This window comes from Dactylosporangium sucinum (genome assembly GCF_014647515.1).
Lineage (GTDB): Bacteria > Actinomycetota > Actinomycetes > Mycobacteriales > Micromonosporaceae > Dactylosporangium > Dactylosporangium sucinum.
Genome location: NZ_BMPI01000005.1, coordinates 60,886 through 87,201 on the forward strand (window position 1 = coordinate 60,886; position 26,316 = coordinate 87,201).

Consider the following 26,316-nt stretch of genomic DNA (forward strand, 5'->3'; position numbering starts at 1 on the left):
TGTCAGCGGTGCAGGATCACTTCGCAGCCGCTTCGAGGGCCGCCCGGACCGTCTCGAGCATTTCGTTGCCGCTGGCCGTGAACTTCTCGACGCCCTCGCGCTCGAGCACGTCCACGACGTCGTCGTAGTCGATGCCGAGGGCCGCGAGCCCGTCCATCACGCGCTGGGCGTCGTCGTAGTTCGCCGTGATGGCGTCCAGGCGCACCTCGCCGTGGTCGGCGAACGCGTGGATGACCGACTCCGGCATCGTGTTGACGGTGCCGGGCGCCACGAGCTCCTCGACGTAGATGACGTCCCGGTACTCCGGGTTCTTCGTCGAGGTCGACGCCCACAGCGGCCGCTGCGGGTTGGCGCCCGCGTCGGCCAGCGCCTGCCACCGCTCGCTGGAGAACAGGTTCTCGTAGAGCTGGTACGCCAGGCGGGCGTTGGCGACCGCGGCCTTGCCCATGAGGGCCTTCGCCTCGTCGGAGCCGAGCTTCTCCAGGCGCTTGTCATACTCGGTGTCGACGCGCGACACGAAGAACGACGCCACCGAGCCCATCTTCGACAGGTCGTGGCCGTTGGCCTTCGCCTGCTCCAGGCCGGCGAAGAAGGCGTTGATGACCGCCTCGTACCGCTCCAGGGAGAAGATCAGCGTGACGTTGACGCTGATGCCCTCGGCGAGGGTGGCCGTGATCGCCGGCAGGCCCTCCTTGGTCGCCGGGATCTTGATGAAGAGGTTCTCGCGGTCGACCAGCCACCACAGTGCCTTCGCCTCGGCGACGGTGCGCTCGGTGTCGTTGGCGAGGGTCGGGTCGACCTCGATGGACACCCGGCCGTCGTGGCCCTTGCTGGCGTCGTAGGCGGGCCGCATGACGTCGCAGGCCCAGCGGACGTCGGCGGTCATGAGCGCGCGGGACGCCTCGTTGACGGCGCACTTGCGCAGGGCGAGGTCCTTGACCGCGTCCGCGTAGTCCTCCGCCTGGGAGAGGGCCTTGGCGAAGATGGTCGGGTTGCTGGTGACGCCCACGACGTGCTGCTCACGGCGCAGCTTGTCGAGGCCGCCGCTGGTCAGTCGCTGGCGGGAGAGGTCGTCGAGCCAGATCGCCACGCCCGCGGCGGCGAGCTCGGCCAGCCGATCGGAAGTCATCGCTGTCTCCTTGAGTGCTAGTTGCCGGTGGTGCTGCCGGTGATCTCGCCGACCTTGGCCAGCGACGCGTGCGCCGCCGCGACCACCCGGTCGACCGTGAACCCGAACTGCTCGAACAGCACCGTGTACGGCGCGGAGGCGCCGTAGTGCTCGATGCTGACCGCCTCGCCGCAGTCGCCCAGCAGGCCCTGCCACGACATCGCGATGCCGGCCTCGACGCTCACGCGCGCCTTCACGCCGGTGGGGATGACCTGCTGGCGATACGCCAGGTCCTGCTCCTGGAACCATTCCTGGCACGGCATCGAGACCACCCGCGTCGGGGTGCCCTCCTGCTCCAGCCGCTTCTGCGCCTCGACGGCGAGCTGCACCTCGGAGCCGGTCGCCACGATGATGACCTGCGGCTGACCGTTGGAGGCGTCCTTCAGCACGTAGCCGCCCTTGGCGACGTTGTCGGCCGGCGCATACTCCGTGCGGTCGAGGACCGGCAGGTTCTGCCGGGTGAGGGCCAGCGCGACCGGCTGGTCGCGGCGCTCCAGCGCGGCCTTCCAGGCCTGGGCGGTCTCGTTGGCGTCGCCCGGGCGGACCACGGCGAGGCCGGGGATCGCGCGCAGCGCCGACAGGTGCTCGATCGGCTGGTGGGTCGGGCCGTCCTCGCCGAGGCCGATCGAGTCGTGCGTCCAGACGTAGATGACGGGCAGCTTCATCAGCGAGGCGAGCCGCACCGCCGGGCGCATGTAGTCGGAGAAGACCAGGAACGTGCCGCCGTAGGGGCGGGTCGGGCCGTGCAGCTTGATGCCGTTGAGGATCGCGCCCATGCCGTGCTCGCGGATGCCGAAGTGCATGGTCCGCCCATACTCGTGGCCGGGGAACGCCTTCGTCGCATACTCCGACGGCACGAACGAGGGCTCGCCCTCCATCGTCGTGTTGTTGCTCTCGGCCAGGTCGGCCGAGCCGCCCCACAGCTCCGGCAGCACCGGCGCGAGCGCGCCCAGGGTGTCGCCGGACGCCTTGCGGGTCGCGACGCCCTTCGCGCTGGGCTCGAACTCGGGCAGCGCCTTCTCCCAGCCGTCGGGCAGCGCGCCGGAGTAGAGCCGGTCGAGCAGCGCCGCGCGCTCGCCGTTGGCCTCGCGCCACTCGGCGAACTGCTTGTCCCACTGGGCGTGGCGGTCGCGGCCGCGCTCGATGACGGAGCGGGCGTGCGCGAGGACCTCGTCGGACACCTCGAACGACAGCGCCGGGTCGAAGCCCAGGATCTGCTTGGTCGCGGCGACCTCGTCGGCGCCGAGCGCCGAGCCGTGGATCTTGCCGGTGTTCTGCTTCTTGGGGGCCGGCCAGCCGATGATCGTGCGCAGCGCGATGAACGACGGGCGGGAGGTCTCCGCCTTGGCCGCGAGGATCGCCCGGTGCAGCGCCTCGACGTCCTCGGCGTAGACGCCGTCGCCGGAGTCGTGGCCCTTGCGCCAGTCGACGACCTGCACGTGGAAGCCATACGCCGCGTAGCGGGCGGCCACGTCCTCGCTCTTGGCGACCTTGGTGTCGTCCTCGATCGAGATCTCGTTGTCGTCGTAGATGACGACCAGGTTGCCGAGCTTCTGGTGGCCGGCGAGCGCGCTCACCTCGTGGCTGATGCCCTCTTCGATGTCGCCGTCGGAGCAGAGCACGAAGACGTGGTGGTCGAAGATGCTCTCGCCGACCGCCGGCTCGGGGTCGAACAGGCCGCGCTCGCGGCGGGCGGCCATCGCCATGCCGACCGCGTTGCCGATGCCCTGGCCGAGCGGGCCGGTGGTGGTCTCGACGCCGGCGGTGTGCCCGTGCTCCGGGTGGCCCGGCGTCAGCGAGCCCCACTGCCGCAGGGAGCGGAGGTCGTCGAGGCTCAGACCGTAGCCCGCGAGGTACAGCTGGATGTACAGCGTCAGGCTGGAGTGCCCGCAGGAGAGCACGAACCGGTCCCGGCCGATCCAGTTGGGGTCGGTCGGGTCGTGCTGCATCACCTTCTGGAACAACAGGTATGCGGCGGGGGCCAGGCTCATCGCGGTGCCCGGGTGGCCGTTGCCGGCCTTCTCGACGGCGTCCATCGCGAGCACCCGGACCGTGTCGACCGCCCGCCGGTCGACGTCGGACCAGGAAAGCTCGGGATCCTTGACCTCTTCAACGCTCACGGCGGTGCTGCTCCTGTCGAAAGGCGAGGTTGCGAATTTCCTCGAAGGGGTTATCAGGTCGACCCTACCCACGATCGGGTGGCGGCACGCGCAGTCGACCATGTTTCGGACATCGGCGACACTGCCTGCGGCAACGGTAGTCGATGGCCACACGGCGCCGGAGTGGCCGGACGGCTCGGAACCGGTCAAACGTCGATCCGTTCTGCTGTGCGCGAAATCCCATCCACGTCGATGCCGGACCGGAACCCCGGGGTCCGCGTCTGGCCTGCGAAGTTGCTGTTCTAGGATGCGAGGGCCTGGCGATCCCGATGATTCGCCCAGGAGACTCCGTGGTCCGACGCCGGAAGGTGGCTATCCAGCGTGACGCAGCTCGTCGACCGTGCATCGGTTCCCCAGAGCGCGTCCGAGGCGGTCCGTCCCACGTCGGCCGGGGCCCTGGCCAGGGCCCAGCAGACGCAGGCGGCCGTCCGGCGCGCGAGTCTCGGCGCGGTCGTCAAGGCCTACATCTCGCTGACCAAGCCGCGCATCATCGAGCTGCTGCTCATCACCACCGTCCCGGCGATGTTCCTGGCCGACCACGGCCTGCCGTCGCTGTGGCTGGTCCTGGTCGTCCTGGTCGGCGGCACCCTCGCGGCCGGCGCGGCCAACGCGCTGAACTGCTACATCGACCGCGACATCGACCAGGTGATGAAGCGCACGTCGCGGCGTCCCCTGGCCACGCACACCGTGTCGCCGCGGGCGGCCCTGGTGTTCGGCCTCACGCTCGCGGTGCTGTCGACCGTGCTCATGGCGGTCTTCACCAACCCGCTCGCCACGCTGCTGACGGTCGGCGCGATCGCCTACTACGACCTCGTCTACACGCTGTGGCTCAAGCGGACCACGCCGGCGAACACGGTGTGGGGCGGGGCCTGCGGCGCGGCGCCCGTGCTCATCGGCTGGGCGGCGGTCACCGGCGGCCTGTCGTGGCAGGCCTGGATGCTGTTCGCGGTCGTGTTCCTCTGGCAGCCGCCGCACTTTTACGCGCTCGCCATCAAGTTCAAGGACGACTACGCCCGGGCCGGCATCCCGATGCTGCCGGTCGTGGCGAGCATGCGCCGCGTGGGCCTGGAGACGGTCGTCTACAGCTGGCTCACCGTGCTCGCCTCGGTCGCGCTGTGGCCGTTCGGGATGACCCCGCTCTACGGTGTCGTGGCCGTCGTCACCGGCGTGCTCCTGCTGGTCGAGGCCCACAAGCTCGACAACCGGGCGCGGCGGGGCGAGCCGCTGAAGCCCATGCGGCTGTTCCACTGGTCCGTCACGTACCTCACGCTGCTGTTCGTGGGCATCGCGGTCGACGCGCTGATCCAGTAAGCCGCGCCGCGAAATGCGGGCCTAAGCGAAACTTAAGCTAGAAACGCCCGAATTTTTTCACACCGACATTCCGGTTGTCGACACGTGACACACATCTCGTTCCTGCCGAAGAATCGCCGCCCTGAATATCCCGATTTGGCGGTACATGAACGGGCGAATCGCGCACGGGCCAGGCTAAACGTGTCAGTAACTCCGATCACAACCTGCCCGCGGTTCACCGACAGGTGGTCTTCCGTCCCTCTAGTGTGGCCCTCATGGCAGATGGTTCCGATACGACGATGACCCTGAACCGCCCGGTGCCGGGCAGCTTGATCTCCGGCATCAAGTCCTTCGCGGAGGACCACGGCGGCGCCAAGGCGGTCATCGAGTACGTCGGCCGGCGCGGTGCCCGCATCGTGCTCGTCGGGGAAGACGGCGTCTGGGGCGACCAGTTCGCCGAGGGAACGGACATCGCACGTTCCGCCTGCGCACAGGCCGGGGTCACGATCGAGAACGCGTGGGAGCGGGAGCTCCTCGAGCAGATGCGGCCGAGCAACGACCTCTGGCGCTCCATGGGGCGGCGAACCCTCTCCCGCTAGGGTGCGTATCCTCGCTCGGTGAGTGCCGATCATTCCCAGTCCTCCGCGACCCGGGCCGCCGCCCGGGTCGCTTTCGTTACCTGCGGGGAACTGCCCGACCTCGACCCCGACGACCAACCCCTGATCCCGGCCCTCGCCGCCCGCGGCGTGACCGCGGAGCCGGTTGCCTGGGACGCCGACGCCGACTGGTCCGCCTACGGACTGGCGGTCGTGCGCAGCACCTGGGACTACGCCAAGCGCCGAGACGAGTTCGTCGCCTGGGCCACCTCCGTCCCGCGGCTGGCCAACCCGGGCGGCGTCATCGCCTGGAACACCGACAAGCGGTACCTCCGCGAGCTCGCCGGCAAGGGCGTGCCGATCGTCCCGACGACGTGGGTGGAGCCCGGCGACGAGTGGCAGCCCGCCGCCGGGGGCGAGATCGTGGTCAAGCCGGCGGTCAGCGCGGGCAGCGTCGACACCGGCCGCTACGACCTGGCGACCCAGGCCGGCCTGGCCGAGGCCCACGTGGCACGGCTCCAGCGGGCCGGCCGGACGGTCATGATTCAGCCCTACCTCGCGGCCGTCGACACCGCGGGGGAGACCGCGCTGCTCTACGTCGACGGGCGGTACAGCCACGCGATCCGCAAGGGCGCCCTGCTCACCGGGCCCGACACGGGCGTCGAGGGGCTGTACGTCGAGGAGGACATCACGCCGCGGACCCCCTCCGCGGACGAGCTGGCCCTCGGCGAGCGGGTCCTCGCGGCGCTCCCGGTGCCGGCGGGCGACCTGCTGTACATCCGGGTGGACCTGCTGCCGGCCGCGGACGGCCCGGTCGTCATCGAGGTCGAGCTGACCGAACCGTCGCTGTTCCTCGGTACCGCCGACGGCGCGCACGACCGCCTGGCCGACGCTATCGTGCGGCGGCTGCCGTGAACATCTTCGAAGCGATCCTCCTCGGCGCCGTCGAGGGCCTGACCGAGTTCCTGCCGATCTCCAGCACGGGCCACCTGACGATCCTGGAGAAGCTGCTCGGGTACTCGATCGACGACCCCGATGTGACCGCGTTCACGGCGATCATCCAGAGCGGCGCCGTGCTCGCCACCACGATCTACCTGCGCCGGGACATCGCCCGGATCGTCCCCGCGTTCTTCCGTGGCCTCTTCGCCAAGCAGCACCGCGACCGCGACTACCGGTTCGGCTGGATGGTCATCATCGGCTCGATCCCGATCGCGGTCATCGGCCTGCTGTTCAAGGACCAGGTCGAGACCACGCTGCGCAGCCTGTGGTTCGTGGGCAGCGCGCTCATCCTCTGGTCCGGCGTGCTGTGGTTCGCCGACCGCGCCGCCACCCAGCAGCGCCACGAGGAGGACGTGACCTGGAAGGACACGCTCATCATCGGTACCGCACAGGCGCTCGCCCTGATCCCCGGCGTGTCCCGGTCGGGCGCCACGATGTCGGCCGGCCTGCTGCGCGACTTCGACCGGGTGACCGTGACCCGGCTGTCCTTCTTCCTGTCCATCCCGGCCCTGCTGGCGGCCACCGTGCTGCAGGTCGCCAGCGAGTACGACAACATCTCGAGCGGGGTCGGCTGGGCCGCGACCATCACCGCGACGATCGTGAGCGGCGTCGTCGGCTACCTCGCCGTCGCCTGGCTGCTGAAGTTCGTCGCGCGGCACAACTACACCATTTTCATCTGGTACCGCGTGATCCTCGGCACCATCGTCCTGCTCCTCGTCGCCACGGGCACCATCGAGGCGACCTGACGCTCAGAACCGCCGGCGCCGTGCCGATGTGCCCGACGTGAGGAGGCGCATCGGCCCGGCCCTGGCGATCGCGGCCGCGGCGCTGGCCGGCGTGACCGGGTGCGGCGCGCTGCCCGGCCTCGGCGGCAACGGCGGCTCGCCGGGCGGCACGTCCAAGGGCGACGGCAAGGTGCTCGACCTGCCGCAGAAGACGGTGTACCTCAAGGGCGACTCCGTACCGACCCCCGGCCTGACCACCGGCCCGCCCGTCCGCGGCCCGATCGCGTCGATCTCCCCGCTCGCCACCGTCTCGCCGGGGCGCGCGACGCCGAGCCCCGGCCCGTCGGAGTGCACGGGCGTGGTCCGCCCCGGCATCGTCAACGGCCTGGACGTCACGCCGGGCACCACGACGGCGACGGTGAGCTGGTGGAACATCGGCGACCCGGCCATCACCGAGTACCAGCTCGCCGCCGTGCCCCAGTTCTTCAACTACGGCCCGCAGCCCGGCTGGACCTGGCAGGCGGTCCCGCCCGGCAAGGGCTGCACCCGCGTCACGGCCACGGTCTCCGGGCTCCAGTCGCAGTCGCCGTACGTGTTCGTCCTGCACGCGCTGCTGACGAAGTACGAGTCGCTGCCCCCGACGGCTCCGGAGGTGGGCCGCAGCGAGGCTGTCATGATGCTCTGATGGCGCTGCCCACGACGGTCGACCAGCCGCTGCTCACCTTCTACGACGACGCCACCGGCGAGCGCACGGAGCTGTCGGCCACGGCCCTCGGCGAGTGGTCCGCCCGCGCCGCCGGCCTGCTGCTGCACGAGTGCGGCGTCGGCGCCGGCTCCCGGGTGGCCAGCCTGCTCCCGCCGCACTGGCTCACCGCCGCCACCCTGCTCGGCGCGTGGGCGCTGGGCGCCGAGGTGTCGTTCCAGCTGTACGCCACGGCCGGCCTCTCGCCCGCGGACCGCTTCGACGCGGTGTTCGTGGAGCAGCGCCGCGTCGGGTCCTGGCTGGAGAACATCCCGGACGCCCCGCACCGGTTCGTGCTGGGCGAGGCCGACGCCTACCGTTCGCTGGAGCCGGCCCTACGCGCCCGCTCGGCCGCGCTGCCGAACCTGGGCCGGGTCCGCCCGACCGACGCCGCGAGCACCGACGGCACCACGTACGGCGAGTGGGGCCGGGTCGCCGAGGGCCTGGCCCAGTCGCTGGACCTGCACCGCGGCGACCGGCTGCTGGTGGACGCGGCCTCGCACGAGCACCCGATGAAGTGGCTGCTGGCCCCGCTGCAGGCCGGCGCCTCGGTCGTCGTCTGCGCCAACCTGGACCGCGCGCGCCTGAACGCCCGCGTGACCGCCGAGCGCGCAACCCGCGTCATCTGACCCGCGCCCCGCCCGCCCGCGCCCCGCCCCGCCCCGCCGCGCCCCGCCCGCCCGTCCGCGCCGCGCCCTCCCCGCGTCGATCTTGCAGTTGTGGTGCCTGACAAACCGGGACATCGTGGGAGTGTCCCGGCACCACAACTGCAAGATCGACGCGGGGGTGGCCGCTGGCGCGGCGGGGGAGGGCGGGCGGGGCGGCGGCGGGCGCGGGCGGCAGCCCGCGGGTTCTTGCCGCGACGGCGATGGCAGCGTCCGTGGGGCCGGTCCTTGATGGACCGGCCCCACGAGCGGTGTCTGGCGGGAGCGACGGTCGCGCCTTGCGCGGACCCGAGCCATCCGCTTCGGTCAGCGGTGGCCGGTGTTCAGCCTGGAGGGCAGGTCGGCCTCGATCCGGGCCGCGGTCGCGACCAGGGGCGGGACCAGCGTGCGGCGGATCGACTCGATGGACGTGCGCGAGGCGGCCGCCGAGATGTTCAGGGCGGCCACCGTGCGGCCCGTGCGGTCGCGGATCGGGGCGGCCACCGAGCGCAGGCCCTCCTCCAGCTCCTGGTCGACGAGGGCCCAGCCCTGGGCGCGGACCCGGTTGATCTCCAGCAGCAGGGCGGCCGGGGTGGGGACCGTGCGGGTGGTCAGGCGGTCGAGGCGGACCTTGGCGAGGTACGCCTCCAGCTCGTCCTCCGGCAGTCCGGCCAGCAGGACGCGGCCCATCGACGTCGCGTAGGCCGGGAAGCGGGTGCCCACGCTGATCATCACGGTCATGATGCGGGAGGTGGGGACGCGGGCGACGTACACGACGTCCTCGCCGTCCAGGACCGACATCGACGACGACTCGTTGACCTCGGCGACGAGGGCCTCCAGGTGGGGCTCGGCCACGGCCGGCAGGGACAGGCCCGACAGGTAGGCGTAGCCGAGCTCGAGCACGCGCGGGGTGAGCGAGAACTGGCGGCCGTCGCTGCGGACGTACCCGAGGTCGGCCAGCGTCAGCAGGAAGCGCCGGGCGGCCGCGCGCGTCACGCCGGTGAGGGCGGCGACCTCGCTCAGGGTCAGCTCCGGGCGATCGGCGTCGAAGCACCGGATCACGGCCAGCCCGCGCTCCAACGACTGCACGAAGTCGGGACCACGAGCCTCCGTCATGCGGGACGCTCCTCCTGCGCCGATAACACCCGGGACGCGACCGCGAACGCCGCGTTTCCGGCCGGCGCGCCAGCGTACACGGTCGTGTGCAGCAGCACCTCGGCGATCTCGTCCGGCGTGACGCCGTTGCGCAGCGCCGCTTCGACGTGCATCTCCAGCTCGTCGGTGCACCGCAGCGCGGTCAGGACGGCGAGCGTGACGCAGCTACGGGTGCGCCGGTCCAGCCCGGGCCGGTCCCAGACCCGGCCCCAGGCCGCCTCCAGGACCCACTCGCGGAACGGCTCGGCGAACGGCTCGGGCGGCCGGTCGGCCCGGTCCGGCCCGAGGACCTCCCGCCGCACCGCCGCGCCGCGGGCCGCCACGTCGCTCATGATGATCCCTTCGAGTACGCCAGGAGGGCCCGGTCGACGAGCAGGCCCGCCGCCGTCAGGTCGCCGGTGCGGCCGCTGCGGGCCAGATTGTCCCGCATCACGTCGGGGTGGACGAGTAGCCGCTCGAACGCGGCGCGCAGCCACGACACCGCGGAGCCGGTCGCCACCAGCAGCTCGCGCATCGGCCGCCACTCGGCGTGCCAGGCGCCCGCCGCCCGCTCGTGCTCGTGGGCCATCGCGGCCAGCAGGTTGGCGACCAGGCCGGGCGCGGAGCCGGCGCAGCCCAGGGCGCAGATCGCGGCGACCGGGTTGCGCTTGTGGGCCATCGCGGAGGAGCCGCCCGGCGACGCGTCGGCCACCTCGTCGACCTCGTTCTGAGCGAGCAGCGTGAGGTCCCGCGCGATCTTCGCGACGGCGCCGGCGGCCGAGCCGAGCGCGCCGGCGAGATCCGCGATCCGGGTCCGCTCGGTGTGCCACGGTACCGCGGGCTCGTTCAGCCCCAGCAGCGTCGCGAGGCTCTCCAGGACGTCGGGGGCGTCCTCCCCGAAGGCGTCGAGCGTGCCGGCCGCGCCGCCGAACTGCACCGCGAGCCGGTCCCGCTGCACCTGCTCCAGCCGGCGCCGGGCGGCGTCGAGCCCGCCGAGCCAGCCGGCCGCCTTGAGCCCGAACGTGGTCGGCAACGCCTGCTGCAGCAGCGTGCGGCCGATCATCGGGGTGTCGCGGTGGTCGCGGGCCAGCCGGGCGGCCTGCTCGGCGCAGGCGGCCAGGTCGGACAGCACGACCCGCACCGCCCGGGACGCGATGAGCATGCCGGCCGTGTCGAGGATGTCCTGGCTGGTGGCGCCCCGGTGCACGGCCGGCGCCGCGTCCGCCGGCACGGCCGCCCGCAGCGCCTCCACGAGCGGCACGACGGGGTTGCCGCTCGCGGCCGCCCGGGCACCGAGCTCGGCGGCGGAGAACCGCTCGGGCCGCGCGGCGGCGCCGATGGCGTCGGCGGCGGCCTGGTCGATCAGCCCGCTGAACGCCTGCACCTGGGCGAGCGCGGCCTCGACCTGGAGCATCGCGTGCAGCCAGGCGTCGTCGGTGACGGCCGCGGCGACCTCCCCGCGGGCCAGGACGCCGTCAAACAAGCTCGAAGAATGCGGTTTCATGCGGACCCTGGAGGTGGATGTCGAACCGGTAGCCGTCGTCGTCCTTGCGGGCCACGAGCGACTCCCGGACTGCTGTGTCGGGGATCGCGGACAGGACCGGATCGGTGGCGTTGCCGGGCTCGTCCGGGAAGTACACCCTGGTGACGACTCTATCGAGCAGCCCCCGCGCGAAGACCGACATCGCGAGATGTGGTGCCTGCGCGCCGATCGGGCCCGGCATGTCGAAGCGGAACGCGTACTCGCCGCCGGCGGTCGTGCGGCAGCGGCCGAAGCCGCCGCTGGCGGCGTCCCAGACCTCCAGGATGCCGTCGGGGACGGGCTCGGACCGGCCGTCGTAGAGGGTGCCGCGCAGCCAGAGCGCCGAGCCGAGCTCCTCGGAGCGTGCCCAGGGCAGCATCACCGCGAAGTACGGCCCGACGGTCTGGCTCGGGGTCGGGTTCACGGTGCCTCCTCGAAGGGGGTCGCCCGCAGGACGATGTCGTAGCGGTACGCCAGCGCCCACTCCGGCTCGGTCGCCTCCAGGTCGAAGGCCGAGATCATCCGGGCCCGGGCGGCCGGGTCGCGGACGGCGTTGAAGATGGGGTCCTGGTCGAACAGCGGGTCGCCCGGGAAGTACATCTGGGTCACGAGTCGCTGGGTGAACGACCTTCCGAACACGGAGAAGTGGATGTGTGCGGGCCGCCAGGCGTTGTCGTGGTTGCGCCACGGGTACGCGCCCGGCTTGATCGTGACGAACCGGTAGCGGCCGTCGGGGTCGGTGAGGAACCGCCCGGCCCCGGAGAAGTTCGGGTCCAGCGGGGCGGGGTGCCGGTCGACGTGGTGCGCGTAGCGCCCGGCGGCGTTGGCCTGCCAGACCTCCACGAGGGTGTGGGGGATCGGCCGGCCGGCGGTGTCGAGCACCCGCCCGTGCACGATGATGCGCTCGCCGAGCGGCTCGCCGGCGTGCTGGCGGGTCAGGTCGTGGTCGAGCGGGCCGATCCGGGACTCGCCGAGGGCCGGGCCGCCCGTGTCGGCCAGGCGCAGGGGAAGGGCCACGAAGGGCCGCTTCGGCGCCCGCAGGACGGTGGACCGGTAGGCCGGCCAGTCGAGGAAACTCGTCATGAATCTTCCCCCAGCAGGGCGCGAAGCTCGGCGAGCTCCACAGTGGACGGCGGCGCGGTGCGGCCGAGGCCGGGGGAGACCGCGAGGTCCCAGCCGGTGGCGGCGCGGGCCTGCTCGACGGTCACGCCCTCGTGCAGGTGGGTCAGCGTCAGCGCGCACGTCCGCGGGTCGGGCGAGAGGATCCCGAGGTCGGTGATGACCAGCACCGGGCCGCGCCCGCGCAGGCCGAGGCGCTCGCGGGAGCCGGGGCCGTCGCCGTGGCCGACCGAGGTGCGGAAGTCGACCCGCGGCACGAACGCCCGGGGGCCGTGCCGGAGCACCACGAAGACCTCGCGGCAGGAGGCGGCGATCTCGGGCGCGCCGCCGGCGCCGGGCAGGCGGACCTTCGGCTCGCGGTACGAGTCGCCGACGACGGTCGTGTTGATGTTCGCGAACTCGTCGATCTGGGCGGCGCCGAGGAAGCCGACGTCGATCCGGCCGGGCTGCAGCCAGTAGTTGAACATCTCCGGCACGCTGACCACGGTGTCGGCCGTCTCGGCCAGCTCGCCGTCGCCGATCGACAGCGGCGGGCGGGTCGGCCGGGCGCCGATCGTGCCCGACTCGTAGACGAGCACCAGGCCGGGGTTGCCGGTGCGGCGGGCCAGGTTGGCCGCGACGCTGGGCAGGCCGATGCCGACGAAGCACGCGGTGTGCCCCTGCAAGGCCCGCGCCGCGGCGACGGTCATCATCTCGTCCGCGGAAAAGCGCCCTCCGCTCGGCTCCGGGCCGGTCATAGCGCGTCCAGCCAGGCGGTGAAGGCGGCGCGGTCGCGGCTGATCGCGTCCCACGCGCGGTAGTGGTCGTTGTCGCGGTCGTAGTACCCCTGGGCGTAGGAAGGACGCGCGCCGCCGGGAACCTCGGCGACCGCGGTCACCACCCAGGACGGCAGCACCACGCCGCCCGGCCGCGGGTCGAGCTCGTCGACGACCTCCTCGACCGTCACCAGGCTGCGTGACGCGGCGAGCACCGCCTCCTTCTGCACCCCGGTGATGCCCCACAGCTGCACGTTGCCACGCCGGTCGGCGCGCTGGGCGTGGACGATCGCGACGTCCGGGTTGAGCGCCGGCACCGCGGTGAGCACCTCGCCGGTGAACGGGCACTCGATCGGCTTGATCGTGTCCGTCTGGGCGGGGAGGTCGGTCCCGCGGTACCCCCGGAGCACCGCGAACGGCAGCCCGGACGCCCCGGCGACGTAGCGGTTGGCCATCCCGGCGTGGCTGTGCTCCTCCAGCTCCAGCGGCCCGGGCCACTGCCGCTCGACGGCGTCGCGGAAGCGGTGCAGCGAGCCGACCCCGGGGTTGCCGCCCCAGGAGAAGATCAGCTTGGTCGCGCAGCCGGCGCCGATGAGCTGGTCGTAGACGATGTCGGGGGTCATCCGCACGAGCGTGAGCCCGCGGCGGCGCTGCCGGATGATCTCGTGCCCGGCGGCGACCGGGATGAGGTGCGTGAACCCCTCCAGGGCGACCGTGTCGCCGTCGTGCACCAGGGCCGCGACGGCCTCGGGCAGCGTCATCAGCTCGGCCAACGCCCAGCCCACCCCCTCCGAAACGTTCACGTGCCGCGAACGATCGGAAGTTCGCATGCCGAACGTTTGTTCTCCAGGCGAAACCCTAGAGACCTTGCGACGGGCCGTCAATGGCTCTACGGTCGGTGCGAGTTGGTGACTGACGAACACAAGTTCGCTATCCGAACACCCCTTGCCGGATGGAGTCCCAGATGCGCCGCCTAGCCGTCACCGCGCTCCTCACCGCAGCCACGCTCGTCGCCGCCACCGCCTGCGGCGGCAACTCCAGCAACACGTCCCCCACCCAGGCCGCCCCCGGCCAGCCCGACAAGGTCGCCGCCGGCGTGATCGCCATCGTCGACGTCGCACCCATCTACCTCGGCAAGCAGAAGGGCTTCTTCAGCTCCCGCAACATCGACCTGAGCCTCGAGACCAGCCAGGGCGGCGCCGCCATCGTGCCCGGCGTCGTCAGCGGCCAGTTCCAGTTCGGCTTCAGCAACATGACGTCGCTGATCCTGGCCAAGTCCCGCGGGCTGCCGATCAAGGTCGTCGCCAACGGCGTCGCCTCCACCGGCAAGGACGGCGCGGACTTCAGCGCCGTGCTGGTGAAGGGCGACAGCCCGATCCAGAGCGCGAAGGACCTGGCCGGCAAGAAGGTCGCGGTCAACACGCTCAAGAACATCGGCGACACCACCGTGCGCGCCTCGGTCCGCAAGGCCGGCGGCGACCCGTCCGGGATCCAGTTCGTCGAGCTGGGCTTCCCCGACCAGCCGGCCGCGCTCGCCGCGGGCCGGGTGGACGCGATCTGGGTCGTGGAGCCGTTCGTGACCGCGGCCAAGGCGCAGGGCGCCCGGGTCGTGGCCTCCAACTACGTCGACGCGGCGGCGGACCTCACCGTGGCGACCTACTTCACCTCGCAGGAGCTCATCGCCAAGAACCCCGACCTGGTCAAGCGGTTCAAGGAGGCGATGGCCGAGTCGCTCGCCTACGCGTCGAGCCACCCCGACGAGGTGCGGCAGATCATCACCACCTACACCCAGATCACCGCGGACGTCACCGCCAAGATCACGCTGCCGGCCTGGCCGGCCGAGGTGAACAAGGCGTCGGTGCAGACCTTGACCGACCTCGCGGTGCAGGACAAGCTGCTGGACAAGGCACCCGCATTGGACGACCTGATCCCGTGAAAGCCTATGGACTGATCGGCGTGGCCGGGTTCGTGGCGCTGCTCGAAGCGGTGCCGCGGCTCGGCCTCGTGCCGGCCGAGTACCTGCCGCCCGCCAGCCGCATCGCCGTCGCGCTCGGCGAGGAGGCCCGCCACGCCGCGTTCTGGCAGGCGCTGCTCGACACCCTGCAGACCTGGTTCGCCGGCCTGGCCATCGCGGCCGTGGCGGGCTTCGTCGCGGGCGTGGTGATCGGCTCGGTGCCGCTCCTGCGCGAGTACACGGCGTCGACCGTCGAGTTCCTCCGCCCGATCCCGTCGGTCGCGCTCATCCCGCTCGCGGTGCTGCTCTACGGCACCGCCCGCACCGCCACCCTGCTGCTCGTCGTCTACGCCTCGTTCTGGCAGATCCTGGTGCAGGTGCTGCACGGCGTGGCCGACGTCGACCCGATCGCCCGGGACACCGCGCGCAGCTTCAAGCTGACCGCCTGGCAGAGGCTGTGGCGGCTGACCTGGCCGACGGCGCTGCCCTACACGATGACCGGGCTGCGGCTGGCCACCGCGGTGGCGCTGATCCTCACGATCACCGGGGAGCTCATCATCGGCACCCCGGGCATCGGCAAGGAGATCGCCGTAGCCCAGTCGAGCGGCGCCGTGGCGGCGATGTACGCGCTGGTGGTCGTCACCGGCGTGCTCGGCGTCCTGGCCAACCTGGTCACCCGGGCCGGCGAGCGGCGCGTCCTGGCCTGGCACCCGGCGCAGCGGGCGGCCTCGGCATGAACGCCAGCATGAGAGCCGTCAAGATCCTGCTGCTCCCGCTGCTGCTCCTGGCCGGCTGGTGGGTCTCCTCGGCCGGCTCCACCGACTTCTACCGCCCGCCGCTGCGGGAGATCCTGGCGGTCTTCCCGGAGACCTGGATCGGCCCGCGGATCGTCGACGACGTGCTGCCCAGCCTGGCCCGGCTGGCCGTCGGCTACCTCGTGGCGCTCGTCGCCGGGGTCGGGCTCGGCGTGGTCATCGGCCAGCACGCCCGCGTGCGGGCCACCGTCGAGCCGGTGCTGGAGTTCGTGCGGGCCATCCCGCCGCCGGTGCTGGTGCCGATTCTCATCCTCGTCGCCGGCATCGGCGACCTGATGAAGGTGCTGGTCATCGTCTCCGGGTGCCTCTGGCCGGTGCTGCTCAACACCGTCGAGGGCGTGCGGGCCGTGGACGGCGTCCTCTCGGACACCTGCCAGACGTACCGGATCCGCGGCTCGCGGCGGCTGACCCACCTGGTGCTGCGCTCCGCCTCGCCGCAGATCGTCACCGGGGCGCGCCAGGCCCTGTCGATCGGCATCATCCTCATGGTCATCAGCGAGATGTTCGCGGCCCAGAGCGGGCTCGGCTTCACCGTCGTGCAGTTCCAGCGCGGCTTCCAGGTCCCGGAGATGTACAGCGGCGTGCTGCTGCTCGGCCTCATCGGCGTCCTGCTGGCCCTGCTGTTCCGGGTGTTCGAGCGGTGGAGCCTGGCGTGGTACCACGGCCAGCGCGCCGCGGAGAGGGAATGGTGATGCTGGAGGTCACCGGCCTGAACAAGGTCTACGAGGGGCACGGGCGGCGGGTCGAGGCGATCGGCGACCTGACGTTCAAGCTCGCCGACGGGGAGTTCGCCTGCCTCGTCGGGCCGTCGGGGTGCGGCAAGACGACCCTCCTGCGCTGCGTCGCCGGGCTGCTCGCGCCGACCGCCGGGGAGGTGCGCGTCGGTGACCGGGTCGTCGACGGGCCGCCGGACGGGCTGGCGGTGGTGTTCCAGGAGTACGGCCGGAGCCTCTTCCCGTGGATGCGCGTCCGCGACAACGTGGCCCTGCCGCTGCGCTCGCCGGACAAGCGCCGGCTGGTGGACGAGGCGCTGGCCGCCGTGGGGCTGGAGGACGCGCACGACGCCTACCCGTGGCAGCTCTCCGGCGGCATGCAGCAGCGGGTGGCCATCGCCCGCGCGATCGCGTTCGAGCCCAGGGTCCTGCTGATGGACGAGCCGTTCGCCGCGGTCGACGCGCAGACCCGCGCCGAGCTGGAGGACCTCATCCGGCAGGTGTGGCAGCGGCTGCGGGTCACGCTGCTGTTCGTCACCCACGACATCGACGAGGCGGTCTACCTCGGCCAGCGCGTCATCGTGCTGTCGAAGTCGCCGACGCACATCATCGACGCGCTCGACGTCGACCTGCCGGCCGAGCGCGACCAGCTCACCACCCGGTCGGCCGCGCGCTTCACCGAGCTGCGCGGCCGGGTCTACGAACAGATCCAGCAAGCGAAGCTAGGCCGTTGATGCGCACCCAGGTCGTGATCATCGGGGCGGGGCCGGCCGGGCTGGTGCTCGGCCACCTCCTGCACCGGGCCGGGATCGAGTGCGTGGTGCTGGAGCGGCACAGCCGGGCCCACGTCGAGCAGCGGATCCGGGCCGGCGTCCTGGAGCACGGCACGGTGGAGCTGCTCACCGACCTCGGCGTGGCCGACCGGCTGCACCGCGAGGGCCTCGTCCACACCGGCGTCGAGCTGCTCTTCGACGGCGTCGCCCACCGCATCCCGTTGCGCGAGCTGACCGGGCGCGCGATCACGGTGTACGGGCAGCACGAGGTGGTCAAGGACCTCATCGCACGGGCCGGGTTCCCGATCCGCTTCGAGCAGGGCGCCCTGCGGCTGCGCTCCGACCGGGCGGTGGAGACGGCCGAGGGCGTGGTCGAGGGCGACTTCGTGGCCGGCTGCGACGGCTTCCACGGCGTGAGCCGGCCGTTCGTGGCGGGGTCGCTGCGGGTGTACGAGCGGGATTACCCCTTCGCCTGGCTCGGTGTGCTGGCCGCGACCCCGCCGAGCGCCGAGGAGCTCATCTACGCGCTCAGCGACGAGGGATTCGCGCTGCACAGCATGCGCTCGCCCACGATCACCCGGCTGTACCTCCAGGTCGCCCCGGACGAGAAGCTGGACGACTGGCCCGACGAGCGGATCTGGGCGGCCCTGCAGCGGCGCCTCGCCCACGACGGGTTCACCCTCACGGAGGGGCCGATCCTGGAGAAGGGCATCACCGCGATGCGCAGCTTCGTGGTCGCCCCGATGCGGCGCGGCCGGCTGTTCCTGGCCGGCGACGCCGCCCACATCGTCCCGCCGACCGGCGCCAAGGGCCTCAACCTGGCCGTCCACGACGTCAAGGTGCTCGCCGACGGGCTGCGCCGCTTCTACGCGGGCGGCGACGAGGCGGGGCTGGACGCCTACAGCGACACCTGCCTGCGCCGGGTCTGGCGGGTGCAGCACTTCTCCTGGTGGATGACCTCGATGCTGCACCTGGCCCCCGACGCCGACCCGTTCACGCGGGAGCTGCAACGCTCCCAGTTGCGCTACGTGGTCGGGTCGGCGGCCGCGGCGACGACACTCGCCGAGAACTACGTGGGCCTTACAGGAAGTCCGTGAACCCCGGGCGGAAGCGGTCGTCCGGCTTGCCGAACGCGGTGAACACCAGCCCGCCCCGCGACTCCACGCCGGGCAGATCGTCGATCATCCGATCATGCTCAACGACACACGACAATGCCTGCGTCAGGTCGGACTCCAGTTGGTGGACCGCCTCCTCGAGGTCCTCCTCCCGCCGTGACCAGTCGATCTCCGCCTCGCGGAGCTGCTGGCCGGCCAGCTTCCCGATCAACTCCGGATCGGTCACCGCAACTTCCAGGCGGCAGTAGATCTGCATGATGAGCGGTTCCGTGTGCCCCATTGCAAAAGGGTGGCACAGCAAAGATCTGCGACCCTAGAACGTGCAGATGAATTTACAGCCTGGCAACGAATTATGGTTCGCGGGTTTTCCTTTTGCGGGTGCCCAGTTGCACACTGCGGGCCTCGACCGAGTGCAGGTCGCCCCGGTGACCGAGCCAATCGGGGCTGTCCGGGTCGAGCAGCCGCTCCCAGGTCCGCCGGTCGGCGTCGGTGAGCAGGTCGGTGTCCCGCAGCCACTCCAGGCGCTTGCCGAGGCTCGCGACGACCCGCTCCCGGTCGGCGGCGGACAGCGGCACCGGGCGCTCCAGCAGGAACGTGCGGGTCGTGACCTCCTCCAGGCCGGCCCGGCGCAGCGCCTCGGGCCAGCCGTACGGCATCGGGACGCTCCCGGGCAGCTCGGCCCGCATCCGGGCGAACCAGCGGTCCTGGGCCGCGTCGAGGCGCACCTCCAGGCCGGGCTCCCCGACGCCGAGGTCCCACGGGAGGTGCCGCGGCCGCAGCCCGCCCTCGGCGATCGCCAGCCGCCCGCCCGGCTTGAGCAGCCCGGCCAGCTTGCCGAGGGTCGCCTGCTGGTCGCCCGCGTGGTGCACGGCCGCCGACGACCACACCAGGTCGGCCGCGGGCAGGTCCAGCTCCTTGTCCAGGTCCACGAGGGCGAACTCGGCGCGCGTGTTCGCGGTCGCGACGACCGTCCGCGCGGCGTCGAGCACCTTCGCGTTGTGGTCGGCGGCGATGACCCGGTCGATGCGGCGGGCCAGCGCGACCGTCATCCCGGCGCCGCCGCAGCCGACGTCGATCGCCACCCGGTCGGTGTCCCGCACCAGCTCGGCGGCGACGGCCGCGTACCACCCGGCCTCGTCGGAGGCGGCCGCCGCCAGTCGCGGCGCGTGCTCGTCCCAGTCCAGCGTGTAGGTCACCGCTCAACGGTAGAGGTGTTGTGCGGGTTTCGTGCACGCCGGCCCTTTTCGCGGCCTTCGTGGGCAGCATCGGGGAGTGCCTTCGACGTTGCCGACGCATCCGCTCGCGGTCCTGCCGCTGAAGCTGTGGCGGCCCCGTGCCGGGTCCAAAGCCGATAGGCCCCGACCGAAATGGGAGAACTGTTCGACGGGGTCGCTCTGGCCACCGGGGCGTGCGCGCCCGACTTCGCCTACGCCCTCGACGGGTTCGGGGTCACCATCCGCAGCCACACGATCCCGGCCATGTTCTGGTGGGGCCTGCCGACCGCGGTCCTCGTCGCCTGGCTGATCCGGCTCGGCGCGCCCGCCGTGGCCGCGCACCTGCCGAGCCGGCTGCGGGAGTTCGGCGTGCTCGGCCGGGTGCGGCACCGGTGGTGGATCACGGCGTCGTCGGCGCTGGCCGGGTTGGCCAGCCACCTGCTGTTCGACCTGGTCACGCATCCGGGGCCGGTCGCCGCGTGGTACCAGATCCGCCGGGCCAGCGACGCGTCGGCGGTCCTGCTGATGCCGCTGCTCCTGTGGTACATCGGGCGCCGCCACCTGCTGCGGAACTGGCACGGGCCGGCGCCGGAGGTGCCCAGGGCGCCGCTCGCGTTCTGGGGCGTGGCGACCGGCGTCACCGCCCTCGGGTTCACGGCGACCTGGCTCCTGGGGTACCACGGCGTCCACGTGCTCGGCGTCCGCCTCATCACGTCGGTGACGGTCGGGTTGCTCTGCGCGGCGGCGGCACTACAGTGGGCGCGTGCTGCTGGAGACCGACCGTCTCGTCCTGCGCCGGTTCCGCCCGGCTGACGCGCCCGCCCTGGCCGCCTACCGGTCCGATCCCGGCGTGGCCCGCTACCAGTCCTGGGACGCGCCGTTCCCGCTGGGCGACGCGATCGCGTTCGTCACCGAGACGGCCCACCTGGATCCCGAGCGGGAGGGCTGGTTCCAGTACGCGGTCGAGGCCAAGGACGGCGGCGCGCTCGTCGGCGACGTCGGGGTGAACCGGGGCGACGGCGGCCGCCAGGCCGAGATCGGGTTCACGCTTGCGCCGGCGTTCCAGGGCCGCGGCTACGCGACCGAGGCCGTCCGCCGGGTGGTGGAGTTCCTGCTGGTCGAGGAGGGCCTGCACCGGGTGCACGCGTCGCTCGACGCGCGCAACGCGCCGTCCGCCCGCCTGCTCGAACGGCTGGGGTTCCGCCGCGAGGGCCTGTGCCTGCAGGCCAGCTGGTGGAAGGGCGAGTGGACCGACGACCTGCGCTACGCCGTGCTGGCGAGCGAGTGGTCGCGGTCCTCGACGGCCTGACCTCTGGTCTGCGGTGTCAGTGCGAGCAGGACGCTGAGCGTCGACGTCCAGACCAGGCAGGCGCCCAGCATGTGCAGGATGACCACGGGCCAGGGGAGTCCCGCGAAGTACTGCACGAAGCCGATCACGCCCTGCAACAGCTCCACGAGCAGCAGCGTGGCCGCGGCCCGGGTGACCCGCAGCGGCGCCCCGAGCGCGCGCAGCCCGAGCCAGCTGGCCACCGTGAGCCCGACGAGCACGAACACGGCGTCGCCGTGCAGCTGCGACATCGCCGCGGGGTCGAACCCGGTGCGGCTCGCCCGCGTGTCCCCGGAGTGCGGCCCGCTCCCGGTGACGATGGTGCCGAGCACGAGCACGGCCGCGCTCACCAGCGTGATGAGCACGCCCCCGGTCCGGATCGCCTTGGGGGCGGTCCAGGCGGGCGGGATCTCCTTGGTGCGGTGCCAGAACACGTAGGCGATCGCGATGAGCACCATGGAGGCGAGGAAGTGGGTCGCCACGATCCACGGGTTGAGCTCCATGTGCACGGTGATGCCGCCGATGACCCCCTGCATGCCGATGCCGAGCAGCACCCAGATCGCCCCGGCGAGGATCCCCGGCACCTGCCTGCGCTGCCGCCAGGCCGCCAGCAGCGCGATCGCCGCGATGAACCCGATGAGGAAGGTCAGCGTCCGGTTCCCGAACTCGATGACCCCGTGGAACCCCATCTCCCTCGTGGTGACGTAGGACTCGTCGGTGCACCGCGGCCAGGTGGGGCAGCCGAGCCCGGACCCGGTCAGCCGGACCAGCCCGCCGGTGACGACGATGCCGATGTTGGCCACCAGGGTGGCGAGGGCGGCCCGCCGCAGCGTGGCCCTGCTGTCGAGGAGCCGGAGCAGGAAGCGAAGCACGGCCCGATACTACGCGAGGCTACATATCACCCCGCTTCCCCCCACGTCACGCCGCCGCCTCACGGCGGTTCCGGGCTGGCTCATGATCGAAGGAGCGTTCTGGTTGGCATGACGGCCGGATCTCTCCATCGATCATGGCGGCCGGGCCGTGCCATGATCGAGGGAAGCCGGTGGGTGCCGCGGCGGTTGCCGACCGGGTGTGACCGGGTTTGGTTAGGGTTACCTTCCGTGCCGTGGATCACCCGGGGGGCGGTTTGCCGGGCCTCGGTGAATTACGTAACGTTGGTGTTGTGAAAAACGCCGAGGCGACGCCGGCTGCGGTTCCGCCGCAGGTCGCTGACGCGTGCCCGCCCGGCGGTGCCTTTGATGTCCGCACCCGGGACCGGGTCACCGAGCTGCTGCTCCAGCAAGGGTCCGCCACCGCCTCCGAGCTGTCGCTCGCCCTCGGGCTGAGCCCCGCGGGCATCCGGCGGCACCTCGACGCCATGCTCGCCGAGGGGCTCGTCGAGAGCCGCGAGCGGCCCGAGCGCGGGCGGCGAGGCCGGGGACGGCCGGCCAGGACGTTCACGCTGACCGCCGCCGCGCGCGAGACGCTGCCGCACACCTACGACGGGCTCGCGGCCGCGGCGCTGCGCTGGATCGCCGAGCACGACGGCCCGGGAGCGGTGTCCGAGTTCGCGGCCGCACAGGTCGCCGGGCTGGAGGAGCGGTGCCGGGCGGCCATGGCCGAGGCGGGCGACGATCCGCTCGCGCGGGCCGAGGCGCTCGCCCAGGCGCTGACCGCGGAGGGCTACGCCGCGGGTGCGACCACGATCGCCACCGGCGGGCAGCTCTGCCAGCACCACTGCCCGGTGGCGCACGTCGCCGCCGAGTTCTCGCAGCTGTGCGAGGCCGAGACGCTGGTGATCTCCCGGCTGGTCGGCACGCACGTCCAGCGGCTCGCGACCATCGCCAACGGCGATGGCGTCTGCACGACCCACATTCCGGCGCCGGTGCTTCCCGGTGCCCGTCCCGATAGGCAAAGGAACGTGAGATGACGACTGCCGATCAGCTTGCCGGCCTCGGCCGGTACGAGTACGGCTGGGCCGACTCCGACACGGCGGGGGCCTCGGCGCGCCGCGGCCTCAACGAGGACGTCGTGCGCGACATCTCCGCCAAGAAGAACGAGCCGCAGTGGATGCTCGACCTGCGCCTCAAGGGCCTGCGGTTGTTCGGGCGCAAGCCGATGCCGGCTTGGGGCGCCGACCTGTCGCACATCGACTTCGACAACATCAAGTACTTCGTCCGCTCGACCGAGAAGCAGGCCGCGAGCTGGGACGACCTGCCGGCGGACATCAGGAACACGTACGACAAGCTGGGCATCCCCGAGGCCGAGAAGCAGCGGCTGATCGCGGGCGTGGCCGCGCAGTACGAGTCCGAGGTGGTCTACCACAAGATCCGCGAGGACCTGGAGGAGCAGGGCGTCGTCTTCCTCGACACCGACACGGCGCTCAAGGAGCACGAGGAGCTCTTCAAGGAGTACTTCGGCACCGTCATCCCGGTCGGGGACAACAAGTTCGCCGCGCTGAACACCTCGGTCTGGTCCGGCGGCAGCTTCATCTACGTGCCGAAGGGCGTCCACGTCGAGATCCCGCTCCAGGCGTATTTCCGGATCAACACCGAGAACATGGGCCAGTTCGAGCGGACCCTGATCATCGTCGACGAGGGTGCGTACGTGCACTACGTCGAGGGCTGCACCGCGCCGATCTACTCGTCGGACTCGCTGCACTCGGCGGTCGTCGAGATCGTGGTGAAGAAGAACGCGCGCTGCCGGTACACGACCATCCAGAACTGGTCGACCAACGTCTACAACCTGGTCACCAAGCGCGCCGTCTGCCACGAGGGCGCGACCATGGAGTGGATCGACGGCAACCTCGGCTCCAAGGTGACGATGAAGTACCCGGCGGTCTTCATGACCGGTGAGCACGCCAAGGGCGAGGTCCTCAGCGTCGCGATGGCCGGCGAGGGCCAGCACCAGGACGCCGGCGCCAAGATGGTCCACGCGGCCCCGCACACGTCGTCGACGATCGTGTCGAAGTCCATCGCGCGCGGTGGCGGCCGCACCTCGTACCGCGGACTCGTCCAGGTGCTCGAGGGCTCCCACCACTCGAAGTCGACGGTCAAGTGCGACGCGCTGCTGGTGGACACCATCTCCCGCTCGGACACGTACCCGTACGTCGACATCCGCGAGGACGACGTGTCGATGGGGCACGAGGCCACCGTCTCGAAGATCAGCGACGACCAGCTGTTCTACCTGATGTCGCGCGGGCTCACCGAGGACGAGGCGATGGCGATGATCGTGCGCGGCTTCATCGAGCCGATCGCCAAGGAACTGCCCATGGAGTATGCGTTGGAGCTCAACCGGCTCATCGAGCTGCAGATGGAGGGCGCTGTCGGATGAGCGCTCCCGCTCTGGTACCCCCGAAGACCCGCGCCCAGCAGGTCCGCTCGTTCGACGTCGCCGACTTCCCGGCGATCACCGGCCGCGAGGAGGAGTGGCGGTTCACCCCGCTCAAGCGCCTCCGCGGTTTGGCGTCCGGCTCCTTCGAGGTCGGCGCCACCGCGCCCAAGGCCGAGGTCGGCGAGCTGCCGGCGGGTGTCACCGTTACCACGGTCGACCGCGGTGACGCGCGCGTCGGCTCGGCGCTGACCCCGTTCGACCGGATCAGCGCCCTCGCCGCCGGCGCGGCCGCCGAGGCGCTCGTCGTCTCGGTCGCGCGCAACGCGGTGCTCGACGCCCCGGCCGTGGTCCGCCTGGCCGGGTCGACCGCCGAGGTCGCGTTCGGGCACACGGTCGTCGAGGTGGGTCAGCTCGCCGAGGCCACGGTCGTGCTGGAGCAGACCGGCATGGTCACCCTGGCCGACAACGTCGAGGTGCTGGTCGCCGACGGCGCGCGGCTCACGTTCGTCACCGTCACCGACTGGGACGGCGACGCCGTGCAGGCGCAGCACGTCCGCTTCCGGCTGGGCCGCGACGCGAAGGTCACGCACGTGCAGGTGACCCTCGGCGGCGACCTCGTCCGGCAGTACACCAGCGTCGAGTACACCGGCCGCGGCGGCGAGATCGACGCGTTCGGCCTCTACTTCGCCGACGCCGGCCAGCACTTCGAGCACCGCCTCCTCGTCGACCACTCGGTGCCCGACTGCCGCAGCTACGTGGGGTACCGCGGGGCGCTGCAGGGCGACGACGCGCACACCGTCTGGGTCGGCGACGTGCTGATCCGGGCCGAGGCGACGGGCACCGACACGTACGAGATCAACCGCAACCTGGTCCTGAGCGACGGGGCGCGCGCCGACTCGGTGCCCAACCTGGAGATCGAGACCGGCGAGGTCGCCGGGGCCGGCCACGCGAGCGCCACCGGCCGCTTCGACGACGAGCAGCTGTTCTACCTGATGTCCCGGGGCATCCCGGACGACGAGGCCCGCAAGCTCGTCGTGCGCGGCTTCTTCCACGAGCTGCTGCACAAGATCCCGGTCGAGGAGCTGCGCGACCGGCTCGGCGCCGCCATCGAGGCGCGGCTGGAGCGGGCCGGCTCATGATCCGCGTGTGTGCGGCCACGGACGTGGCCAAGGGCGAGGCCGTCCAGGTCACCGTGGACGGGACCGAGATCGCGCTCGTCCACGCCGACGACGACAACTTCTACGCCGTCTACGACGAGTGCTCGCACGCCTCGGTCCCGCTGTCGGAGGGCGAGGTCGAGGGCTGCACCCTGGAGTGCTGGCTGCACGGCTCGCGCTTCGACCTGCGCACCGGCGAGCCCACCGGGCTGCCCGCCACCGAGCCGGTCCCGGTCTATCCCGTCGAGGTCCGCGACGGCGACGTCTACATCGACCTGAACCCGAGTAACGGAGTCACCAAGTGAGCGAGCTTTCCATCAGCAACCTGCAGGTCTCGGTCAAGCTGCCCGACGGCGAGCTCAAGCCGATCCTCGCCGGTGTGGATCTGACGGTACGAGCGGGCGAGACCCACGCCATCATGGGTCCCAACGGCTCCGGCAAGTCGACGCTCGCGTACTCGATCGCGGGCCACCCGCGGTACGAGGTCACCGGCGGCACGGTCACCCTCGACGGCCAGGACGTGCTCGCGATGACCGTCGACGAGCGGGCCCGCGCCGGGCTGTTCCTCGCGATGCAGTACCCCGTGGAGGTCCCCGGCGTCTCGGTCGCGAACTTCCTGCGCACCGCCAAGACCGCGATCGACGGCCAGGCGCCGAAGCTGCGCACCTGGGCCACCGAGCTGCGCGGCGCGATGGAGAAGCTGCAGATGGACCCGGCGTTCGCGCAGCGCAACGTCAACGAGGGCTTCTCCGGCGGCGAGAAGAAGCGCCACGAGATCATGCAGCTCGAGCTGCTCAAGCCGAAGATCGCGGTGCTCGACGAGACCGACTCCGGCCTCGACATCGACGCGCTGCGCATCGTCAGCGAGGGCGTCAACCGGGTCCGCTCGTCGGGTGACACCGGGTTGCTGCTCATCACGCACTACACGCGAATCCTTCGGTACATCAAGCCGGACTTCGTCCACGTCTTCGCCGGCGGCCGGATCGTGGAGGAGGGCGGGCCCGAGCTCGCCGAGCGGCTCGAGGACGAGGGCTACCAGCGGTACCTCACCGACGCCGAACCGGCCTCACTCGCGTAAGGGTT

30 protein-coding genes are annotated in these 26,316 nt (G+C 71.8%); 18 read left to right on the plus strand and 12 right to left on the minus strand.

From position 1 onward, the window contains the following. Positions 1-16: 16 nt before the first annotated feature. Both tal and tkt read right to left on the minus strand, forming a co-directional pair. Positions 17-1,129, minus strand: coding sequence for a transaldolase (gene tal, locus IEZ31_RS06035; protein ID WP_190248736.1), 1,113 nt, complete (start codon positions 1,127-1,129; stop codon positions 17-19). Between the two features lie 17 nt (positions 1,130-1,146). Continuing rightward, complete coding sequence (gene tkt, locus IEZ31_RS06040; protein WP_268241651.1) at positions 1,147-3,288, minus strand: transketolase; 2,142 nt, start codon at positions 3,286-3,288, stop codon at positions 1,147-1,149. Between the two features lie 360 nt (positions 3,289-3,648). Here tkt and IEZ31_RS06045 point away from each other — a divergent pair, with 360 nt between their 5' ends. The 6 genes from IEZ31_RS06045 (at position 3,649) to IEZ31_RS06070 (ending at position 8,308) form a co-directional block, all read left to right on the plus strand. After that, positions 3,649-4,638 (plus strand): heme o synthase, encoded by a 990-nt coding sequence (locus IEZ31_RS06045; RefSeq protein WP_190248738.1) that lies wholly within the window; start codon positions 3,649-3,651, stop codon positions 4,636-4,638. Between the two features lie 254 nt (positions 4,639-4,892). Then, on the plus strand, positions 4,893-5,216 hold the full coding sequence (locus IEZ31_RS06050) for a hypothetical protein (protein WP_190248739.1): 324 nt from the start codon (positions 4,893-4,895) through the stop codon (positions 5,214-5,216). An 18-nt stretch (positions 5,217-5,234) separates the two neighbouring features. Continuing rightward, a complete protein-coding gene (locus IEZ31_RS06055) occupies positions 5,235-6,128 on the plus strand; it encodes an ATP-grasp domain-containing protein (protein WP_190248740.1) in 894 nt (297 codons plus the stop codon). Beyond that, a complete protein-coding gene (locus tag IEZ31_RS06060; protein ID WP_190248741.1) occupies positions 6,125-6,958 on the plus strand; it encodes an undecaprenyl-diphosphate phosphatase in 834 nt (277 codons plus the stop codon). The genes IEZ31_RS06055 and IEZ31_RS06060 overlap by 4 nt, the downstream gene beginning before the upstream one ends. Before the next feature lie 37 nt (positions 6,959-6,995). After that, a complete protein-coding gene (locus IEZ31_RS06065) occupies positions 6,996-7,622 on the plus strand; it encodes a hypothetical protein (RefSeq protein ID WP_190248742.1) in 627 nt (208 codons plus the stop codon). Further along, positions 7,622-8,308, plus strand: coding sequence for a TIGR03089 family protein (locus IEZ31_RS06070; RefSeq protein ID WP_190248743.1), 687 nt, complete (start codon positions 7,622-7,624; stop codon positions 8,306-8,308). Before IEZ31_RS06065 ends, IEZ31_RS06070 begins: the two co-directional genes overlap by 1 nt. A gap of 342 nt (positions 8,309-8,650) precedes the next feature. On the opposite strand, the gene IEZ31_RS06075 is transcribed toward IEZ31_RS06070, so the two are convergent. The 7 genes from IEZ31_RS06075 to IEZ31_RS06105 are packed head-to-tail and all read right to left on the minus strand — an operon-like array spanning position 8,651 to position 13,656. Next, the gene (locus tag IEZ31_RS06075) at positions 8,651-9,439 is read right to left on the minus strand and encodes an IclR family transcriptional regulator (protein ID WP_190248744.1); all 789 of its coding nucleotides are present in this window, start codon (positions 9,437-9,439) and stop codon (positions 8,651-8,653) included. Continuing rightward, positions 9,436-9,810 carry a carboxymuconolactone decarboxylase family protein gene (locus IEZ31_RS06080; RefSeq protein ID WP_190248745.1) on the minus strand — a complete coding sequence of 125 codons (375 nt, stop codon included), beginning with the start codon at positions 9,808-9,810 and terminating at the stop codon, positions 9,436-9,438. Before IEZ31_RS06080 ends, IEZ31_RS06075 begins: the two co-directional genes overlap by 4 nt. Continuing rightward, positions 9,807-10,940, minus strand: a complete 1,134-nt coding sequence (pcaB, locus tag IEZ31_RS06085) for a 3-carboxy-cis,cis-muconate cycloisomerase (protein ID WP_229834301.1) — start codon at positions 10,938-10,940, stop codon at positions 9,807-9,809. Before pcaB ends, IEZ31_RS06080 begins: the two co-directional genes overlap by 4 nt. Continuing rightward, positions 10,933-11,403, minus strand: coding sequence for a peptidase associated/transthyretin-like domain-containing protein (locus tag IEZ31_RS06090; protein WP_190248747.1), 471 nt, complete (start codon positions 11,401-11,403; stop codon positions 10,933-10,935). The genes pcaB and IEZ31_RS06090 overlap by 8 nt, the downstream gene beginning before the upstream one ends. Then, positions 11,400-12,062: a protocatechuate 3,4-dioxygenase subunit beta gene (pcaH, locus tag IEZ31_RS06095; protein WP_190248748.1), complete on the minus strand. Its 663-nt coding sequence runs from the start codon at positions 12,060-12,062 to the stop codon at positions 11,400-11,402. Before pcaH ends, IEZ31_RS06090 begins: the two co-directional genes overlap by 4 nt. After that, a complete protein-coding gene (locus IEZ31_RS06100; protein ID WP_229834303.1) occupies positions 12,059-12,790 on the minus strand; it encodes a CoA-transferase subunit beta in 732 nt (243 codons plus the stop codon). Before IEZ31_RS06100 ends, pcaH begins: the two co-directional genes overlap by 4 nt. 41 nt (positions 12,791-12,831) lie before the next feature. Beyond that, positions 12,832-13,656, minus strand: coding sequence for a CoA transferase subunit A (locus tag IEZ31_RS06105; protein WP_229834305.1), 825 nt, complete (start codon positions 13,654-13,656; stop codon positions 12,832-12,834). 161 nt (positions 13,657-13,817) lie between these two features. On the opposite strand from IEZ31_RS06105, the gene IEZ31_RS06110 reads away from it, so the two are divergent. From IEZ31_RS06110 to IEZ31_RS06130, 5 genes are read left to right on the plus strand one after another with little or no spacing between them, the layout of a single operon-like run. Continuing rightward, a complete protein-coding gene (locus IEZ31_RS06110; protein WP_190248750.1) occupies positions 13,818-14,789 on the plus strand; it encodes an ABC transporter substrate-binding protein in 972 nt (323 codons plus the stop codon). Next, the gene (locus IEZ31_RS06115; protein ID WP_229834306.1) at positions 14,786-15,544 is read left to right on the plus strand and encodes an ABC transporter permease; all 759 of its coding nucleotides are present in this window, start codon (positions 14,786-14,788) and stop codon (positions 15,542-15,544) included. Before IEZ31_RS06110 ends, IEZ31_RS06115 begins: the two co-directional genes overlap by 4 nt. Before the next feature lie 8 nt (positions 15,545-15,552). After that, positions 15,553-16,314, plus strand: coding sequence for an ABC transporter permease (locus tag IEZ31_RS06120; protein WP_190248751.1), 762 nt, complete (start codon positions 15,553-15,555; stop codon positions 16,312-16,314). Further along, a complete protein-coding gene (locus IEZ31_RS06125; protein ID WP_229834308.1) occupies positions 16,308-17,069 on the plus strand; it encodes an ABC transporter ATP-binding protein in 762 nt (253 codons plus the stop codon). The genes IEZ31_RS06120 and IEZ31_RS06125 overlap by 7 nt, the downstream gene beginning before the upstream one ends. Beyond that, on the plus strand, positions 17,069-18,205 hold the full coding sequence (locus IEZ31_RS06130; protein ID WP_190248752.1) for a 4-hydroxybenzoate 3-monooxygenase: 1,137 nt from the start codon (positions 17,069-17,071) through the stop codon (positions 18,203-18,205). The genes IEZ31_RS06125 and IEZ31_RS06130 overlap by 1 nt, the downstream gene beginning before the upstream one ends. Here IEZ31_RS06130 and IEZ31_RS06135 read toward each other — a convergent pair. Together IEZ31_RS06135 and IEZ31_RS06140 are read right to left on the minus strand one after the other, a co-directional pair. Continuing rightward, positions 18,189-18,503, minus strand: a complete 315-nt coding sequence (locus tag IEZ31_RS06135; RefSeq protein ID WP_190248753.1) for a hypothetical protein — start codon at positions 18,501-18,503, stop codon at positions 18,189-18,191. The genes IEZ31_RS06130 and IEZ31_RS06135 overlap by 17 nt on opposite strands. Before the next feature lie 70 nt (positions 18,504-18,573). Further along, the gene (locus tag IEZ31_RS06140; RefSeq protein WP_190248754.1) at positions 18,574-19,419 is read right to left on the minus strand and encodes a class I SAM-dependent methyltransferase; all 846 of its coding nucleotides are present in this window, start codon (positions 19,417-19,419) and stop codon (positions 18,574-18,576) included. Between the two features lie 171 nt (positions 19,420-19,590). Here IEZ31_RS06140 and IEZ31_RS06145 point away from each other — a divergent pair, with 171 nt between their 5' ends. Further along, on the plus strand, positions 19,591-20,250 hold the full coding sequence (locus IEZ31_RS06145) for a DUF4184 family protein (RefSeq protein WP_190248755.1): 660 nt from the start codon (positions 19,591-19,593) through the stop codon (positions 20,248-20,250). Continuing rightward, positions 20,201-20,746, plus strand: coding sequence for a GNAT family N-acetyltransferase (locus tag IEZ31_RS06150; RefSeq protein ID WP_190248756.1), 546 nt, complete (start codon positions 20,201-20,203; stop codon positions 20,744-20,746). Before IEZ31_RS06145 ends, IEZ31_RS06150 begins: the two co-directional genes overlap by 50 nt. On the opposite strand, the gene IEZ31_RS06155 is transcribed toward IEZ31_RS06150, so the two are convergent. Beyond that, positions 20,701-21,636, minus strand: coding sequence for a COX15/CtaA family protein (locus tag IEZ31_RS06155; protein ID WP_229834310.1), 936 nt, complete (start codon positions 21,634-21,636; stop codon positions 20,701-20,703). The genes IEZ31_RS06150 and IEZ31_RS06155 overlap by 46 nt on opposite strands. Positions 21,637-21,926: 290 nt before the next feature. Here IEZ31_RS06155 and IEZ31_RS06160 point away from each other — a divergent pair, with 290 nt between their 5' ends. The 5 genes from IEZ31_RS06160 to sufC are packed head-to-tail and all read left to right on the plus strand — an operon-like array spanning position 21,927 to position 26,311. After that, entirely contained in the window at positions 21,927-22,673 is a 747-nt protein-coding gene (locus IEZ31_RS06160; protein WP_190248757.1) for a helix-turn-helix transcriptional regulator, read from the plus strand. After that, positions 22,670-24,076, plus strand: a complete 1,407-nt coding sequence (gene sufB / locus IEZ31_RS06165; RefSeq protein WP_190248758.1) for a Fe-S cluster assembly protein SufB — start codon at positions 22,670-22,672, stop codon at positions 24,074-24,076. Before IEZ31_RS06160 ends, sufB begins: the two co-directional genes overlap by 4 nt. Then, positions 24,073-25,215 (plus strand): Fe-S cluster assembly protein SufD, encoded by a 1,143-nt coding sequence (sufD, locus tag IEZ31_RS06170; protein ID WP_190248759.1) that lies wholly within the window; start codon positions 24,073-24,075, stop codon positions 25,213-25,215. Before sufB ends, sufD begins: the two co-directional genes overlap by 4 nt. Continuing rightward, positions 25,212-25,538: a bifunctional 3-phenylpropionate/cinnamic acid dioxygenase ferredoxin subunit gene (locus IEZ31_RS06175; RefSeq protein WP_190248760.1), complete on the plus strand. Its 327-nt coding sequence runs from the start codon at positions 25,212-25,214 to the stop codon at positions 25,536-25,538. The genes sufD and IEZ31_RS06175 overlap by 4 nt, the downstream gene beginning before the upstream one ends. Further along, positions 25,535-26,311, plus strand: coding sequence for a Fe-S cluster assembly ATPase SufC (gene sufC / locus IEZ31_RS06180; protein ID WP_190248761.1), 777 nt, complete (start codon positions 25,535-25,537; stop codon positions 26,309-26,311). The genes IEZ31_RS06175 and sufC overlap by 4 nt, the downstream gene beginning before the upstream one ends. The last annotated feature ends 5 nt before the right edge of the window (positions 26,312-26,316 follow it).

What these genes read in the sequence shown, in the direction of transcription:
- tal (WP_190248736.1), bottom strand. Translation starts at nt 1,129, where the DNA reads ATGACTTCCGATCGGCTGGCCGAGCTCGCCGCCGCGGGCGTGGCGATC.
- IEZ31_RS06050 (WP_190248739.1), top strand. Translation starts at nt 4,893, where the DNA reads ATGGCAGATGGTTCCGATACGACGATGACCCTGAACCGCCCGGTGCCG.
- IEZ31_RS06070 (WP_190248743.1), top strand. Translation starts at nt 7,622, where the DNA reads ATGGCGCTGCCCACGACGGTCGACCAGCCGCTGCTCACCTTCTACGAC.
- IEZ31_RS06075 (WP_190248744.1), bottom strand. Translation starts at nt 9,439, where the DNA reads ATGACGGAGGCTCGTGGTCCCGACTTCGTGCAGTCGTTGGAGCGCGGG.
- IEZ31_RS06080 (WP_190248745.1), bottom strand. Translation starts at nt 9,810, where the DNA reads ATGAGCGACGTGGCGGCCCGCGGCGCGGCGGTGCGGCGGGAGGTCCTC.
- pcaH (WP_190248748.1), bottom strand. Translation starts at nt 12,062, where the DNA reads ATGACGAGTTTCCTCGACTGGCCGGCCTACCGGTCCACCGTCCTGCGG.
- IEZ31_RS06100 (WP_229834303.1), bottom strand. Translation starts at nt 12,790, where the DNA reads ATGATGACCGTCGCCGCGGCGCGGGCCTTGCAGGGGCACACCGCGTGC.
- IEZ31_RS06110 (WP_190248750.1), top strand. Translation starts at nt 13,818, where the DNA reads ATGCGCCGCCTAGCCGTCACCGCGCTCCTCACCGCAGCCACGCTCGTC.
- IEZ31_RS06120 (WP_190248751.1), top strand. Translation starts at nt 15,553, where the DNA reads ATGAGAGCCGTCAAGATCCTGCTGCTCCCGCTGCTGCTCCTGGCCGGC.
- IEZ31_RS06125 (WP_229834308.1), top strand. Translation starts at nt 16,308, where the DNA reads ATGGTGATGCTGGAGGTCACCGGCCTGAACAAGGTCTACGAGGGGCAC.
- IEZ31_RS06130 (WP_190248752.1), top strand. Translation starts at nt 17,069, where the DNA reads ATGCGCACCCAGGTCGTGATCATCGGGGCGGGGCCGGCCGGGCTGGTG.
- IEZ31_RS06135 (WP_190248753.1), bottom strand. Translation starts at nt 18,503, where the DNA reads ATGGGGCACACGGAACCGCTCATCATGCAGATCTACTGCCGCCTGGAA.
- IEZ31_RS06145 (WP_190248755.1), top strand. Translation starts at nt 19,591, where the DNA reads ATGGGAGAACTGTTCGACGGGGTCGCTCTGGCCACCGGGGCGTGCGCG.
- sufB (WP_190248758.1), top strand. Translation starts at nt 22,670, where the DNA reads ATGACGACTGCCGATCAGCTTGCCGGCCTCGGCCGGTACGAGTACGGC.
- sufD (WP_190248759.1), top strand. Translation starts at nt 24,073, where the DNA reads ATGAGCGCTCCCGCTCTGGTACCCCCGAAGACCCGCGCCCAGCAGGTC.
- IEZ31_RS06175 (WP_190248760.1), top strand. Translation starts at nt 25,212, where the DNA reads ATGATCCGCGTGTGTGCGGCCACGGACGTGGCCAAGGGCGAGGCCGTC.